We start from the raw sequence: 15854 nt of genomic DNA on the forward strand, positions 1-15854 counted from the left end.
AAAATTCCATTTCAAAAGAAATGAAACAGCTGGAAAGCGGGGAACTTTATGGGGGAACTAACAGTAGAAGATATTATGAATCGGTTCGGGCTTGAGTTGATCGCTGGACATCAAGGGATTCAGCGGCATATCCTGATGAGCGATATCTCGAGGCCAGGTCTGGAGATGGCTGGATACTTTGATTATTATCCATCAGAGCGTGTCCAATTGATTGGGCGAAAAGAAATGTCATTTCTGGAAACATTACCTGCCATTACAAGAAGAAAGCGGCTGGAACGTCTTTGTTCCAATAATACGCCTGCTTTTATTATCGCGCACGGTGAAGAGGGGCCGAGAGAACTGAGTCAGCTGGCAGATGAAAAAAACATCCCTGTCTTGCGGACGGATTACAAAACGACGCAGTTTTCCGGTATGCTGACGAATTACTTAGTAGGCCAGCTGGCTCCCATGACGACTGTCCACGGTGTATTGGTAGACGTTTACGGAGTAGGTGTGCTGATCACAGGCGGGAGCGGTGTAGGGAAGAGTGAAACTGCGCTTGAGCTCATTAAGAAAGGTCACCGTCTCATTGCCGATGACTCCGTGGAAATTCGTCAAGTGGCGGAAAATATCTTGATCGGGACAGCGCCGAAAATATTAAAACATATGCTAGAAATCCGAGGAGTCGGGATTATTGATTTAATGACATTGTTCGGTGCAAGCGCTGTAAAAGACGATAAACGGGTGCTGCTGGCTGTAGATCTGGAGATTTGGGATGAAGATAAACATTACGACCGTTTAGGTATCGATGAAGAAAAGGTAGTTATACTGGATTCACAGATTACAAAGTTATCGGTTCCTGTGCGTCCGGGGCGAAATATTGCGGTCATCATAGAGGTGGCAGCGATGGATTACCGAATGAAACGTCTTGGTTTTAATGCAGCCGAGGAATTTACGAAACGGCTGGATCAGGCAATCGCGGATAATGCGGAAATTTTGAAAGAAGAGGGGCTCGACTAAGTGAATTTATTGTTACTTGCGATCAATCCGGTTGCAATTAGAATCGGCAGTTCGGAACATGCGTTAGAAGTGCGCTGGTACGGCATTCTAATCGCAATGGGAATCATATTAGGATTTTTGATAGTACAGCGGGAGATGCTGAAAAAAGGCATGCATCCGGACTTTCTGACGGATATGCTGATTTGGGCCATCCCAATTTCCATCATCAGCGCCCGAATTTACTATGTCATCTTCACATGGGACTATTACAGCGAGCATCCGGAACAGATCATCCAGATTTGGAATGGCGGAATTGCGATACATGGGGCGCTGATAGGTGCTGTCATCACAGCGGTCATATTTACCAGAAAACGCGGTGTGTCATTCTGGAAAGTTGCGGACATTACAGCGCCCGGTCTGCTGATAGGCCAAATTATCGGACGCTGGGGAAATTTTATGAATCAGGAAGCGCACGGCGGTCCGGTTTCCGAGGCATTTAAAGAGAATACGATGATTCCTGACTGGATCATGAATCAAATGACGATTGACGGCGTGACGTATCATCCGACGTTTCTCTATGAGTCGATGTGGAATGTAGCCGGATTGATATTGATCTTGGTTCTGCGCAGGGTCATCACTGTCAAACGCGGGGAAATCTTTTTGTTTTATGTTATCTGGTATTCGATCGGCCGGTTCTTTATTGAAGGCATGCGGACGGACAGTCTGTATGTAATAGGAGCTCTGCGTGCGGCGCAGTTGGTCTCTGTTGCCGGAGTCGTTATCGGAATTGCGATTTTGCTGTATCGCAGATTTATTATGAAAGTGAACGAGAATTATGAAGAAAAACGAAAATAAAATCGCATTATCCAGTACACTCAGCAATGGACTGAAATCGGGTCTTCACACGACCTGGTCGCTGGGAAAGATCATCTTTCCCATTACACTGTTCATAACGATTTTACAGTTCACGCCGATTTTACCCTGGCTTGTCGAACTGGTTGCGCCGCTGATGCATATCTTCGGACTGCGCGGGGAAGCCGCTGTGCCGATTGTGCTGGGAAATACATTGAATTTGTATGCCGGAATTGCAGGGATCATCTCTCTGGAATTAACGGTAAAAGAAGTTTTCATTATTGCGCTGATGATCAGTTTTGCGCATAATTTGTTCATTGAGACAGCTGTGGCGCTTAAGGTGGGCGTCAAGCTGTGGCTGGTCCTGGCAGTACGGCTGGGATTGGCGGCAACGGCGGGCATCTTGCTGAATCTGTTTTGGACAGGCGGCTCAGAAATCGCCCAGTACGGCTTGACGCCACAGGCTGAAGCGGTTCCACAAGGAGTTTGGCAAATTCTGCTTCTCGGAATCGAGAAAGCAGCGTTCGGCGTTCTGCAGCTTGCGCTGATTGTCATCCCGTTGATGCTGCTTGTTCAATTTGTCAAAGACCGCAATTATTTAGAACATTTTTCAAAAGGACTAGCTCCTTTCACTAAGTTAATCGGCGTGAAGCCGAATACCTCGATGACACTTGTTGCGGGCTTGCTGATCGGCCTGGCTTACGGAGCGGGTGTGATGATACAGGCTGTCCGCGAAGACGGCGTTTCCAAACGGGATATTACGTTAGCATTCATTTTTCTGATGGCCTGCCACGCTGTAATTGAAGATACTTTATTATTTCTGCCGCTTGGTATCCCGATCTGGCCATTATTTCTGATACGGCTTGTGACCGCGATTCTGCTGACTGTAACGGTCAGTGTGTGTTGGAAGCAGCCGAAAGCAGCCGAAAGCGAAGGAGGAGTCTGTCATTGACTATTAAACCGATTACCACGTTATTATTTGATTTTGACGGAACACTTGGCGATACAAATGAATTGATTATTGCTACTTTCCGTCATGTGCTGGAAGAACATTTTCCCGGTCGTTTTCAGCGTGAAGACATATTGGCTTTTATCGGGCCGTCGCTGAGAGATACTTTTTCATCCATTGAACCTGTGATGACAGACCAGTTGATCCAGGAATACCGGGCATGGAATCTTGCCAATCATGACGCTTATGTAACAGAATTTGACGGCGTTTCGGATACACTGCACAAGCTGCATGCAAAAGGTTTGAAAATGGCGGTCGTTTCTACGAAAAAGCGTGACATGGTGGAAAGAGGGCTGCGTCTGATCGGAATCGAATCCTATTTTGAAACGGTGATCGGTCTGGATGACGTGACCAATGAAAAACCGAATCCTGAGCCGCTTTTATTGGCATTGGAACGACTGAATCGTTCGCCTGAAGAAGCGCTGATGATTGGAGATAACTTCCACGACATCCTAGGCGGTCAAAACGCAGGAGTCCGCACGGCAGCTGTTGCCTGGGCGCTTAAAGGAGAAGAATACTTGCAGACGTTTAAACCGGATTATATGCTGCATCACATGACCGATTTGTTTACACTGATCGATGGAGAGCGGCCGTGAGACGCACGGAGCGCTACGCTTCTAAAGGCGAAGCAAATTCACTTTGGCATATTTACCGGACTGTTTCGATTTTCAAAGTAGCGAAGAACTTCATTGTGATCCAGATCGCACGGTATACTCCGTTTGTTTCATGGAAGAATATACTGTATCGGCTATTTTTGCGAATGAAGGTGGGCAGACAGACAGCGTTTGCTTTAATGGTGGTGCCGGATGTCATGTTTCCTGAGCGTATTACGGTCGGAAATAATTCGATCATCGGTTTCAACACCACGATTCTTGCCCACGAGTATTTAATCGATGAATACCGCATTGGCGATGTGGAGATCGGCAACGAAGTGTTAATTGGCGCAAATACCACGATTTTACCCGGTGTGAAAATAGGGGACGGCGCAATTGTCTCCGCCGCTTCACTGGTTAATATGGATATTCCTGCCGGCTGTTTTGCAGGCGGGAATCCAGTGCGGATCATTTATACAGCAGAAGAGATGAAAGCACGGGCTGCACGCAGTGACAAATGAATGACGGGCAGGTTAGATGTGCTATAATAGAGGGTAGATTGCAAAGAGGGACGTTATATGCGTTCCTCTTACTTTTTCGGAGGAGTTCGATTGGAAAAAAAACGAAGGTTTAACAAGAATAAGATTGTTTCATTTTTGCCTGACGGTGATTTTTATCGCAAGCGCGCGATGCAGGCGATGCAGCGCGAGCAATTTTCAGACGCAGAAAAGTATTATAAACGTGCTTTGGAGCTGAATCCTGATGATGCGCTTACGCATATGGAATATGGCGTATTCATCATGGAAGTCGGTCGTTTTGAAGATGCCTACGAATTATTGAAGAAGGCGGATGAATTAGACCCGGATAACGAAGAGACAACTTTCTATCTGGCGGAAGTTCATGCCCACCTCGGCTTGCTGCGCGAAGCGAAACAATATGCATTGAAATATATCGGGCTTTCTCCCGGCGGACTGTTCATGGAAGAATCACACGAGATCATTGAATTTGCAGATCAGGAAGAGACCTATCTCGAAGACGGTGAGCTGCCGGACGCCGAGGTACTTTTCATTCAGGAAAAGGCCCGTAAAATAATGGAAGAAGGCAATTTTGAGCAGGCGATTGAAGTACTCGAAAATCTGCTCGCTGATTACCCGAAAAACTGGGCGGTCCATAATAACTTGGCGCTGGCTTATTTCTATATTGGTGAAGAAGCCCGTGCAGAAAAAATACTCTATGACGTGCTTCAAGAAGAAAAAGGAAATATTCATGCGCTGTGTAATTTAGCTGTGTTTTTTTATTATGGACGGGACGAAGAGCGGTTGACAAGCATGATGGATCTGCTCGCGAAGATCAAACCATATCAGGTGGAGCACCGATACAAGCTAGGTGCTACGTTTGCGCTGACAGGCCGGTATGAAGAAGCGTATCATTGGTTGCGCAGTCTTCAGAAACGCGGCTTCCAGGGCGATGTAGGTTATTATTTCTGGCTTTCGAATGCCGCTTATTTTACGGGACATCGACAAGTGGCGGAGCAGGCTTACGATAAATTGCTTCAAATGGATCCTTCAAAAGAAGGGTTCGAGCCTTGGAAATCAATAGAGGACCAGCTGAATCCTGATGCGTATGAAGAGGATGTTCCTTTTTTAATTGAAAAGATATCGAATCCGTACAGCAGTGAGCGGATGTTCGGCTTGTATTTACTTGGCAAGTCTTCGCATCTGCAGGAAATCCTGTCACATCCGGGATATATAAACGTGGAAGATCTCAGTTCATCAGAGCAGTTATTTTTAGCGCATAGTCTGGATTATGAATTCATTGCGGAAAATGATTTCGAAAAATCGTTCAGCCGGGCGCTGGAAATTTGTGAGCTGCTTTATGAACAGTACACGCCGCTTGATTTGCAGGGAACACATTTATTTCAGATGTGGTTCACGCTGTGTGAGAACGCCCTCACGGATAAATATGCGTTTGCAAATCCTAAAGCTATAGCTGCAGCAGTGGACTATATGTTCCAGTCTTCCCGCTATGATCAAGTGACTAAGAAGTCCCTAGCGGGGAAATACGGGGTGTCTGTTGCCACTCTGACAAAGTATGTGCAGCAATTGATTCAGTTTTTGCCTTACTCTGCGGATTGACAGTAAACTGGCTGTGCATTTAAGTTGAATTCATTCGAAAATTCCACTAGGATTTTATATATAGACTTTCTATATTTGAGGAGGACAATCAGATGTCAACGGATAAAATTTATGACGTAATAATTGTGGGTGCAGGACCGGCGGGTATGACGGCGGCTGTTTATACAGCACGCGGAAACATGTCTACATTAATGTTGGAGCGGGGAGTTCCCGGCGGCCAGATGGCGAACACAGAAGAGATTGAGAACTATCCTGGATTCGAAAGTATTCTTGGGCCTGATCTGTCTACGAAAATGTTCGACCATGCAAAACGTTTCGGTGCGGAATATGCATACGGAGACGTCACGAAGATCGAAGACGGACGCGAGTTCAAAACAATTCATGTAGGAGAAAATAGCTTTAAAGCACGTGCGGTTATTTTAACGACAGGTGCTGAATACCGTAAAATGGGAATTCCGGGCGAAGCAGAATTGACCGGCCGCGGTGTCAGTTATTGTGCAGTTTGTGACGGAGCGTTTTTCCGCGGTAAAGATATCGTCGTAATCGGCGGTGGAGATTCAGCGGTTGAAGAAGGTACGTACTTGACGCGTTTTGCGAATAAAGTGACGATCATTCACCGCCGTGATGAGCTGCGCGCACAGAAGATTGTGCAGGAGCGTGCATTTGCGAATGAAAAGATTGATTTCATTTGGAACACGACTGTTAAGCAAGTGAACGAAAAGGACGGCAAGGTCGGTTCTGTTACACTTGTATCAACTGAAGACGGCTCAGAACGCGAAATGGAAACGGAAGGTATGTTTATTTATATCGGACTGGATCCATTAACGGCGCCTTTTAAAGAACTCGGTATTTTGGACGAGAACGGTTATATCGAAACAAACGACATTATGGAAACAAAGATTCCGGGAATTTACGCTGCAGGCGACGTGCGTGAAAAGTTACTGCGTCAAGTCGTTACAGCTACAGGCGACGGAAGTGTTGCTGCGCAGGCGGCTCAGAAATATATTGAAGAGCTGATGGATGAGGTAGGAGCCAAAGCCTGAAAACTTAATCTATTCGTAATCTGTACGTAATAGGTTTGCAATGTAGGAAGGGTATACTTGTATAAGTCAAGACCCCCTTTTAAAATATAGCAACTTTGTGGCTATTTGCGGTAACAAACTTCCGTGAATAGCCTCCTTTTTTTGTCGTTTTTCTATAAAGCATTGTATACTAGGAATACATACGTGAAAAGTGGGGACTACATATGCAAAAAATTGCTAATTTACTCGTAGTGAAAGACGAACAAGTCCTTTTACTCAAGAAGCCGAGACGCGGCTGGTATGTAGCGCCGGGCGGGAAAATCGACGAAGGGGAATCGATTTACGAGGCTGCTGTAAGGGAATTTACTGAAGAAACAGGCGCCAGACCGATTCAGCCGCATTTGAAGGGTATTTATACAATGATGACCATGGACGATGACGGAAAGCAACTGCTGAATGAATGGCTGCTGTTTACATTTATAGCCCGTGATTATTCGGGAGACATTTTGGAGACAACAGCTGAAGGCGAGCTGGAGTGGCATCCGGTGGAGAGTCTGCATACATTACCGATGGCAGAGGGGGATCGTTCCAATCTCTTGTTCGCAGTCCATGGGGCAGGAATGCAATATGGAACGTTTTACTATACAGAGCAATTCCGCTTACTGCAGGAGTCGCTTCAACAATCGACGGAAGGTGAATGAATAAAAATGGATCAAGCACACGGGTCAAATGAATACGAAGTAGTGATTATCAGTGGCATGTCAGGTGCCGGTAAAACAGTTGCGATGCAGTGTTTTGAGGATATGGGTTTTTATTGCATCGATAATTTGCCACCTGAATTATTCGTGACATTCCTGGATTTAATGATGAAGTCGGATAATCAGATGAGACGGATTGCAGCCGTAATGGATACACGCGGCGGAAGCCTGTTTGATTCATTGGTTGCAGCGCTTGAGGAACTTTTTAAAAAAGACGGCGTTAAAGCCAGTCTGCTGTTTCTGGATGCCGATGATGAGACCTTGGTGAAGCGTTACAAGGAAACACGCCGGTCCCATCCGCTTTCTGAAGGCGGCGTGCTGCTCGAAGGAATCCGCAGAGAGCGGATACTGCTGACGGAGCTGAAAGGCCTGTCACGTTCAATTTACGATACGTCTAAATTAAAGCCGAAACAATTGCGCGAGAAAATCATGCGGGAGTTCTCTGCTGAAGGAGAACCGACGTTTACGCTGAACTTTGTTTCTTTTGGTTTCAAAAACGGTATGCCGATTGATGCAGACGTCGTTTTCGATGTTCGTTTCCTGCCGAATCCTTTTTATTTAGAGGAGTTGCGTCCAATGACAGGTTTGAACCCAGAAGTGTCTGATTACGTGCTGAAGTGGAATGACACAAAATTGTTGATTGAGAAATTAACCGACCTGTTCAAGTTCCTGATCCCGCAATATAAGCAAGAAGGCAAAGGTCAGGCAGTCATCGCATTCGGCTGCACAGGGGGCCAGCATCGCTCGGTGACTCTTGCGGAATACTTTGGAAAAGAGTTCAAAGGGGACTATCCAACGCAAATTTCTCACCGGGATGTCGAAAAAAGAAAGGGCTGACACGGCTATGCCATCTACTACTATAAAAAGAGTCGTAGTATTCGGAGGGGGAACAGGCCTTTCAACCATTTTACGCGGATTGAAGCGCTATCCCATTGATTTGACGGCTATTGTCACAGTAGCAGATGACGGAGGCAGTTCGGGACGTTTATTTGACCAATACGACATCCCGCCTCCAGGGGACATCCGACAGGTTATGGCAGCGCTTTCAGATGTCGAACCGTTGATTGAGAAGATGTTCCAGTACCGTTTCGAAGGTTCCGACGATTTGAAAGGTCACTCGCTCGGGAACCTCATGCTGACCGCATTAACGAACATTACAGGCGATTTTGCGCGTGCGGTGGAGCAAATGGGGCTGGTCCTGAACATAAAAGGGAAAGTATTGCCTGCAGCAAATCAACGGATTACCTTGCATGCAGAGCTAGAAGATGGTTCAATTATTACAGGTGAATCGAAAATTCCTCTCTACGGGCGGAAAATTCGCAATGTCTTCATTTCACCTCAAGATGTGAAGCCGCTGCCGGAGACGGCTGAGACGATCAAAAAAGCAGATTTGATCATATTTGGTCCAGGCAGTTTATATACAAGTATCTTGCCGACGATTCTGGTGCAGGATATACGGGAAGCCGTACTTGCGAGCCAGGCGAAAAAAGTGTATATCGGCAACTTGACGACGCAAAGAGGCGAGACATTTCGGTATACGGCCTCTGAGCATGTTCAGGCGCTGTATGACCACGCGGGAGTGCCTTTCCTGGATGCAGTGCTCGTCAATAACTCAGATGCCTTCAGACGTGCGTACGGGATACCTGCCGATGAAGAACCCTGGCTGGTGGAAAATGATCTGGACAGACTGCAAATGCTCGTTCCCGAAGTTTTTGTGCAGGAAATCGCGACGGTGTTCAACGGTGTGATTATGCATAAATCAGCGGACGTGGCGGATGTGCTCATGCGATATATAGAGAGAACGTAGAAGACGGATAGATATGAAGATCGCCGAAAAGGGGGAATATCATGTCTTTTGCATCTAAAACAAAAAAAGAGCTGACGCAAATTGAAGCGGATGACTGCTGTATTAAAGCGGAGATCGCTGCTTTTATTCGAATGAATGGCGTGATGTCTTTTTCCAATAAACAACTGAGTCTGGATGTGCAGACTGAAAACGCGGCGATTGCGAGAAGGCTTTATTCCAATCTGAAAAAGCTGTATCCTTATAAAGTAGAATTGCTGGTACGGAAGAAAATGCGTTTGAAGAAAAATAACGTGTATATTTGCCGGATACGGGACGGCGCAAAAGACTTGCTGGAAGCGCTCTCCATTATAACCCACGATTTCCAGATGGTTGATACGATTGATCCGGTGCTAATTGAAATGGACTGCTGTGCGAGAGCGTATTTACGCGGTGCTTTCTTGGCGGGAGGTTCGGTCAATAATCCAGAAACCTCTTCGTATCACTTAGAAGTGTTTTCAAGCTATCAAAAGCATAGTGAGTCACTTGTGGAACTGATGAACCGGTTCCAATTAAATGCGAAGTCCATCGAACGCAAAAAAGGATTTATCGCTTATTTGAAAGAGGCTGAGAAAATATCTGATTTTCTTGGACTCATCGGGGCGCATGTCTCGCTTATGAAATTTGAAGACGTTCGTATTATGAGAGATATGCGGAACAGTGTAAACCGGCTTGTGAATTGCGAGACAGCTAATCTGAACAAGACAATTGGCGCGGCACAGCGTCAGGTGGAAAATATTAAGCTGATTGAACAGACGATCGGACTGGAACAACTGCCGGAGAGGCTGCAGGAAATTGCACAGCTGCGTGTGGCGCATCAAGACGTCACATTGAAAGAGCTGGGTGAACTGGTGTCCGGTGCATCTGTCAGTAAATCAGGCGTTAACCACCGCTTGCGAAAGATTGAAGAGATAGCCGAGCGGCTGCGCGGAAACTGATCAAATGTATTATATTCTGAAAAAGAAAGAAAAGGAGCATACAATATGGTAGAAAAAACAGTGAAGGTAGGAATAAAACCTGGTTTACAGGCAAGACAGGCAGCATTATTTGTGCAAGAAGCGAATAAATACTCTGCTGATATTTACTTGAAAAAAGAAGTTCGTCAGGTAAACGCCAAAAGTATTATGGGGATCATGAGCCTGGCGATTGCAAAAGGTACGGAGATCACTTTGCAGGCAGACGGCATCGATGAAGATTTGGCTCTTGAAAATCTGGCACAGCTTGTAGAAACTGAACAGCAATAAAAAAAACCGATTCTCCTTTTGGAAGAATCGGTTTTCGTTTACTCATTTTGCTTATTTCTTCATATCGCTGCGCTGAACGATGTGATCGATCAAGCCGTATTCTTTCGCGCGTTCCGCTGTCATGAAATTATCACGGTCTGTATCTTTCGCGATGACATCAATCGGCTGTCCAGTGCGGTCAGCTAAGATTTGATTCAGCTTCTCACGCAAGTGCAAGATGCGCTTTGCAGCGATTTCGATTTCAGTCGCCTGACCTTGTGCGCCGCCGAGTGGCTGGTGAATCATCACTTCGGCATTCGGCAATGCATAACGCTTGCCTGGAGCTCCTGCTGTCAGCAAGAATGCGCCCATGGATGCTGCCATACCGATGCAGATTGTCTGGATATCGGGTTTGATGAACTGCATTGTATCGTAGATTGCCATACCTGCTGTAATGCTTCCGCCAGGGCTGTTAATGTAAATGGAGATATCTTTTTCCGGATCTTCAGCTTCCAGGAATAAAAGCTGCGCTACGATCGAATTTGAGACATTGTCATCGATTCCGCTTCCGAGCATGATAATCCGGTCTTTCAGCAAGCGGGAATAGATGTCATACGCCCGCTCACCGCGGTTTGTTTGTTCAATAACTGTAGGAATTAGATTCAATGGTACTTCCTCCTTTTAATGTTCCGTAATAATCGTTCTGTTGAAATCAGTTGGTATTTCAACTATAATTGTATTTTACATAAGTTGGTCAACAAAGGTCAAATCATTCGCCTTATAAATAGCTATTGCTTTTCATTCTATTCCACGATATAATGGAAGATGTCTCAAAGAGGGATATATTTATTTGACAAGTTGATTTTGAAGCGTTTAAAAAATGTGGAAATATTATCTGTCCTCGTGGTGCAATGGATAGCACGTAAGCCTCCGAAGCTTAAAATGTGGGTTCGACTCCCGCCGAGGGCACTACTAATTAGCAAGAAGACTGAACAGATCGCATATGCGATTTGTTCAGTCTTTTTTTTATTTGTCCAGAGGCAGTCAGCAGAAAAAAACGTCCGAATGAATTAAATTCATTTTTCTTGATTAATTTAATAAGAGCTCAACTTGAATAGAAAGAAAGGCTGGAAATATAAAAAGGGAAATACCCAGGAGATTACTCATGAAACAGAGAAAGGCCTGTCTTTTCACCTAGTAAAAAATAAAAATTAAATAAATTATTGTCGAAAAAGACTCGTGCAAACGCTGTCATACCAATAGTTAGCGAGAACAGTAATTATTTTACACTTTAAGAAATTATGAAAATTGGTTTGAACTCGAATTTTAGTTATGGTAATCTATCAAATAAGTAAAACGAAAGTTTTATGAAAATATCAAGGAGGAGAATTATGAAGAAATCGGCGATAGGTATTATGGCGGTGATGATGCTTCTTTTGCTCGCAGCATGCGGTAGCGGAGATTCAGATTCCGGCAGCAGTGGAAGCGGCAGCAAGTTGGATGAACTAAAAGATAAGGGCGTTGTCAGAGTCGGCTTTGCCAATGAGAAACCGTATGCGTATGAAGAAAATGGCGAATTGCAAGGTGCTGCGGTTGCTATTGCCAAAGCGGTCTTTGAAAACCTGGGCGTTGACGAAGTGGACGGCAAGCTCTCCGAATTCGGTCAATTGATCCCGGGGTTAGGCGCCGGCAAGTTTGATGTGATTACAGCAGGTATGGCTATTTCACCGGACCGCTGCTCAAACGTTTCATTCGGTGAGCCGGAAATTAAGTATGGTGAGGGCCTGATTGTTGAAAAAGGCAACCCGATGAATCTGAAGAGTTACAAGGATATCGCTGCTGATCCGTCTATTAAAGTAGCAGTCATGAGCGGAGCGACAGAAAAAGACTTCATGATCCGTGAAGGAGTTGCGGAGAGCCAGATTATGATGGTTCCGGATATCCCGGCTTCATTCTCGGCAGTTGAATCAGGCCGTGCAGCTGTTACGACAGGCACTGAGATGACGATTAAGATGGCATTGGAATCTGCAAACAATGAAAAATTGGAGTTCGTCACAGATTTTGAACAGCCGGATATCGAAGGAGTGCCAAGCTACGGTGCGGCAGCTTTCTTGAATGGTGACGACGAACTGCGCGAAGCATACAACGAAGAATTGAAGAAGTTGAAAGAAAGCGGCGAAATCGCTGCATTGATTGAACCGTTCGGCTTTACCGAAGAAAATAACTTGGTGGAAAACGAGATTACGACGGAAAGTGTTTGTAACGGAGATAACTACTAAGAGAACAGCCGGGTCATGCCCAACAGCGGCATGACCTTTTTTCTTTCGTTAAATCGGCCGTCAGTCTGGCAGATGCAGACCGGACGGCAATTGGTTTTTAACTAACGATCAATAAATAATGGAGTGGTTTTTGTGAATTCCTTACCCGATATATTTTCTGCGGTCGTACAAGGGCTGGGTATTACGCTGCAGGTATTGTTCCTGTCGATTATCTGCGCGAGTATCATTGCACTGGTTGCAGGGCTTTCGCGTGTTAATTCGAACCCCCTGCTGCGTGGATTCACTGGTTTTTACGTAGAGATATTCCGCGGCACCTCGCTGATTGTACAATTATTCTGGTTTTCCTACGCACTTCCAGGATTATTCAATATTCATCTTGGAAGTGATGTATGGGTAGCAGTCCTCGCGATCTCATTGAACTACGGAGCCTATATGTCCGAAATCGTCAGAGGATCGATTCAGGCGGTGTCTGCAGGACAGACAGAAGCATCTATCGCACTGAATTTATCGAAGTTCCAGCGTATGCGCCATATTATTTTGCCGCAGGCTCTGCGCATGATGCTGCCGGAATACGGTAATTATTTAATACAGATTTTGAAAGCAACTTCATTAGTATCACTCATAGGATTGACTGATCTGCTGTATTACGGAAATATTTACCGAAGCACGCACATAGCGGAATCCCCGATGGTTTATGTACTTCTCCTCGTGATGTACTTTGTGATTGCGCTGCCGTTGATTGCCTTCACAAGAAAGATGGAGAGTGTAGCGAAGAAAGGGGTTGCTAGCTGATGACTTGGAGCTGGGATGTGTTTTTTTCAGTAATTCCACTGATATTTAAAGGTTTGTGGATTACCGTCGGTTTGACGCTGGCGTGTTATGTATTCGCTGCTGTATTTGGATTCTTCTGGGTGTTTATCAGCAGATTGCCATGGCGGCCGGTGACGTGGCTGTTCGGCTGGATCGCTGAATTTATCCGTTCGACTCCGCCGCTTGTCCAATTGTTTTTCATTTATTACGCATGGCCGATGATGCCGGTAATAGGCGTATCTCTCAATCCTTTTGTAGCTGCTATTTTAGGGCTCGGAATGCATTTCAGCACTTATATGTCTGAAGTATACCGTTCAGGAATTGAATCGGTGGATAAAGGACAGTGGGAAGCTTCGACAGCGCTGAATCTGTCGACGCGTCAAAAGTGGACGAAAATTATTTTGCCTCAGGCGATTCCGCCGACTATTCCAATGCTGGGCAATTACTTGATCATCATGTTCAAAGAAGTCCCGCTGGCTTCTACAATCGGTGTCGTGGCGATGCTTCATATCGCCAATGATTATGGAGCGCAGTATTATAAGTTCGTGGAGCCGCTGACAGTCGTCGCGCTGTTCTTCCTGCTGCTGAGCTACCCGTCTGCACTGCTAATCAATAAATTAGAAAAGAAATATAACCGCAGCTTCGATAAAAAGACGCTGGCATAATAAAAAAGCAACAGAGTGGAATGAAAGAGAGGTTGAGATGGTGGAACCGATAGTGCAATATAAAGACGTCCGCAAATCGTTTGGAGAAACAGAGGTGCTAAAAGGCATCGACTTGGATATTAGGCCTTCCGAGAAAGTCGCTCTGATCGGTCCGAGCGGTTCCGGTAAGACAACAATTATCCGTATGCTGATGACACTGGAAGAGCCGACAGCTGGAATTATAGAAGTGAATGGGCAAAATCTTTGGCAGATGCAGAAAAAGGAGGAGTGGGTCACAGCGGATGAAAATCATCTGCGTTCCATCCGAGGAGATATCGGTATGGTGTTTCAGCACTTTAACTTATTTCCGCATATGACGATATTGGAGAACTGTATGCTGGCTCCCGTACTCGTGAAGAATGAAAATAAAGCCGAAGTGAAAGCGACTGCTGTTGAGATGCTGGAAAAGGTAGGCCTCGGTGATAAGATTGAATTGTACCCCGCGCAGCTTTCCGGCGGCCAGAAGCAACGCGTGGCAATGGCGAGAGCGCTGATGATGCGTCCGCAGGTCATGCTGTTTGACGAAGTAACGTCAGCGCTGGATCCTGAGCTCGTCGGTGAAGTGCTTGAAGTCATCCGAGATCTTGCCAAAGAAGGGGAGATGGCGATGATTCTTGTCACGCACGAGATGGATTTTGCGCTCGATATTGCAGACCGCGTAGTCTTCCTGAATGAAGGGGTCATTGAAGAAGAAGGGCCGCCTTCAGAAATCCTGCTGAATCCTGATAGTGAACGCCTGCAGGACTTCCTGGGACGCTTCATGAATAACAGATAAAAACGAGTCGTTTATTGGGTCTCCACCAAACTGTGTGCTTGACAGTCTATTTCATAAGCAGTTTGAAATTTGACTGTTATTGCGCAATGTAGGATGAGTGAGAAGGATACCGTTTCCCTGCGTTCCAGGCGGACGCGTTCTGGAGGGCCCGCGGTGAGCCGACTTGGTCGCAAGCTCCCGCAAGTCGTCTCACCTGTCGGGCTGATCCTCCCAGAGTCGCCGCCTTCCACTTCGGTACACTGGCTGATTTTTCAATACTTTTCATGTGATTGGCAGTATGAGCATACTATTTGAGACTTTTATTATAAGTAAGGCATTCATGCACTACCTATCATTCTGCAAAGGCTTAGATTCTTGTGTTCAATGCATTTACAAAGTCGAGAAACGAAAACCATACCAACTAAATCCGCACTCTGTAAAAGAGCAGTATGACATACTTTCTCCAATACCAGCTAAGGCGCAACTGCGGGGAGGCTGTTGCAAAGCGAACAGCGTAGGATTCGCTTTGCCGTATTTCTGCGGTCTTTGCAGAAATTAAGACAATGAGGCATGTTCTTCGCCAGCTGGCCCATAGCGTAAGGCAATCCCCCAGCAGCGAAGCGGGATTAAACTGCAAACTCACACTCCATTCAAGACTCCTGCAAAGCCGAGTAACGAAATCCTCACACTGCAAAACTGCAGCAGGATTTCCGCAATACGAATGTGAAAGGTTGTCAAGAACAGAATTTGGCGCAGATCTCGTTTATTCATATGAATAATTTACTCGTGTGGAAACATATAAAAAGGGTCAGGATTCATAATTGAATCTAGACCCTTTTTTCTATATGTATCCAATTTTAAGGAAATAAAAAACCCTACGCAATGTAGGGTTTT

17 protein-coding genes and 1 tRNA gene are annotated in these 15854 nt (G+C 45.6%); 17 read left to right on the plus strand and 1 reads right to left on the minus strand.

Translation table 11 applies throughout. The features are described 5' to 3' along the window. Window positions 1-48 precede the first annotated feature (48 nt). The 12 genes from hprK (at window position 49) to GDZ68_RS04295 (ending at window position 10434) form a co-directional block, all read left to right on the plus strand. Complete coding sequence (hprK, locus tag GDZ68_RS04240) at window positions 49-999, plus strand: HPr(Ser) kinase/phosphatase (RefSeq protein ID WP_153721025.1); 951 nt, start codon at window positions 49-51, stop codon at window positions 997-999. Further along, the gene (gene lgt, locus GDZ68_RS04245) at window positions 1000-1833 is read left to right on the plus strand and encodes a prolipoprotein diacylglyceryl transferase (RefSeq protein WP_153721026.1); all 834 of its coding nucleotides are present in this window, start codon (window positions 1000-1002) and stop codon (window positions 1831-1833) included. Then, window positions 1814-2782, plus strand: coding sequence for a nucleoside recognition domain-containing protein (locus tag GDZ68_RS04250; RefSeq protein ID WP_153721027.1), 969 nt, complete (start codon window positions 1814-1816; stop codon window positions 2780-2782). Before lgt ends, GDZ68_RS04250 begins: the two co-directional genes overlap by 20 nt. Beyond that, entirely contained in the window at window positions 2779-3435 is a 657-nt protein-coding gene (gene ppaX / locus GDZ68_RS04255) for a pyrophosphatase PpaX (protein WP_153721028.1), read from the plus strand. The genes GDZ68_RS04250 and ppaX overlap by 4 nt, the downstream gene beginning before the upstream one ends. Continuing rightward, the gene (locus GDZ68_RS04260) at window positions 3432-3953 is read left to right on the plus strand and encodes an acyltransferase (RefSeq protein WP_153721029.1); all 522 of its coding nucleotides are present in this window, start codon (window positions 3432-3434) and stop codon (window positions 3951-3953) included. The genes ppaX and GDZ68_RS04260 overlap by 4 nt, the downstream gene beginning before the upstream one ends. A gap of 90 nt (window positions 3954-4043) precedes the next feature. Next, the gene (locus GDZ68_RS04265) at window positions 4044-5567 is read left to right on the plus strand and encodes a tetratricopeptide repeat protein (RefSeq protein WP_153721030.1); all 1524 of its coding nucleotides are present in this window, start codon (window positions 4044-4046) and stop codon (window positions 5565-5567) included. A 92-nt stretch (window positions 5568-5659) separates the two neighbouring features. Beyond that, window positions 5660-6610: a thioredoxin-disulfide reductase gene (gene trxB / locus GDZ68_RS04270; RefSeq protein ID WP_153721031.1), complete on the plus strand. Its 951-nt coding sequence runs from the start codon at window positions 5660-5662 to the stop codon at window positions 6608-6610. Between the two features lie 203 nt (window positions 6611-6813). Next, window positions 6814-7290, plus strand: a complete 477-nt coding sequence (locus GDZ68_RS04275) for an 8-oxo-dGTP diphosphatase (protein WP_153721032.1) — start codon at window positions 6814-6816, stop codon at window positions 7288-7290. 6 nt (window positions 7291-7296) lie between these two features. Further along, the gene (gene rapZ / locus GDZ68_RS04280) at window positions 7297-8184 is read left to right on the plus strand and encodes an RNase adapter RapZ (protein WP_153721033.1); all 888 of its coding nucleotides are present in this window, start codon (window positions 7297-7299) and stop codon (window positions 8182-8184) included. Between the two features lie 7 nt (window positions 8185-8191). Beyond that, entirely contained in the window at window positions 8192-9154 is a 963-nt protein-coding gene (locus GDZ68_RS04285) for a gluconeogenesis factor YvcK family protein (RefSeq protein ID WP_228551006.1), read from the plus strand. Window positions 9155-9195: 41 nt separating this feature from the next. After that, the gene (gene whiA, locus GDZ68_RS04290; protein WP_153721035.1) at window positions 9196-10128 is read left to right on the plus strand and encodes a DNA-binding protein WhiA; all 933 of its coding nucleotides are present in this window, start codon (window positions 9196-9198) and stop codon (window positions 10126-10128) included. A gap of 45 nt (window positions 10129-10173) precedes the next feature. Continuing rightward, entirely contained in the window at window positions 10174-10434 is a 261-nt protein-coding gene (locus tag GDZ68_RS04295; RefSeq protein WP_153721036.1) for an HPr family phosphocarrier protein, read from the plus strand. A 51-nt stretch (window positions 10435-10485) separates the two neighbouring features. Here the strand turns inward: GDZ68_RS04295 and clpP are convergent, their stop codons facing one another. Next, complete coding sequence (gene clpP / locus GDZ68_RS04300; protein ID WP_153721037.1) at window positions 10486-11079, minus strand: ATP-dependent Clp endopeptidase proteolytic subunit ClpP; 594 nt, start codon at window positions 11077-11079, stop codon at window positions 10486-10488. Window positions 11080-11310: 231 nt separating this feature from the next. Here clpP and GDZ68_RS04305 point away from each other — a divergent pair. From GDZ68_RS04305 to ehuA, 5 genes are all read left to right on the plus strand, one after another. Beyond that, window positions 11311-11382: transfer RNA gene (locus GDZ68_RS04305), tRNA-Arg, on the plus strand. A 422-nt stretch (window positions 11383-11804) separates the two neighbouring features. Next, window positions 11805-12692 (plus strand): ectoine/hydroxyectoine ABC transporter substrate-binding protein EhuB, encoded by an 888-nt coding sequence (gene ehuB, locus GDZ68_RS04310; RefSeq protein ID WP_153721038.1) that lies wholly within the window; start codon window positions 11805-11807, stop codon window positions 12690-12692. 132 nt (window positions 12693-12824) lie between these two features. Further along, window positions 12825-13484: an ectoine/hydroxyectoine ABC transporter permease subunit EhuC gene (gene ehuC, locus GDZ68_RS04315; RefSeq protein ID WP_153721039.1), complete on the plus strand. Its 660-nt coding sequence runs from the start codon at window positions 12825-12827 to the stop codon at window positions 13482-13484. Beyond that, window positions 13484-14167 (plus strand): ectoine/hydroxyectoine ABC transporter permease subunit EhuD, encoded by a 684-nt coding sequence (ehuD, locus tag GDZ68_RS04320; protein WP_153721040.1) that lies wholly within the window; start codon window positions 13484-13486, stop codon window positions 14165-14167. Before ehuC ends, ehuD begins: the two co-directional genes overlap by 1 nt. Window positions 14168-14204: 37 nt before the next feature. After that, window positions 14205-14981 (plus strand): ectoine/hydroxyectoine ABC transporter ATP-binding protein EhuA, encoded by a 777-nt coding sequence (gene ehuA, locus GDZ68_RS04325; protein ID WP_153721041.1) that lies wholly within the window; start codon window positions 14205-14207, stop codon window positions 14979-14981. The last annotated feature ends 873 nt before the right edge of the window (window positions 14982-15854 follow it).

Origin of the sequence: Sporosarcina cascadiensis (genome assembly GCF_009650995.1) — a bacterium.
GTDB lineage: Bacteria > Bacillota > Bacilli > Bacillales_A > Planococcaceae > Sporosarcina > Sporosarcina cascadiensis.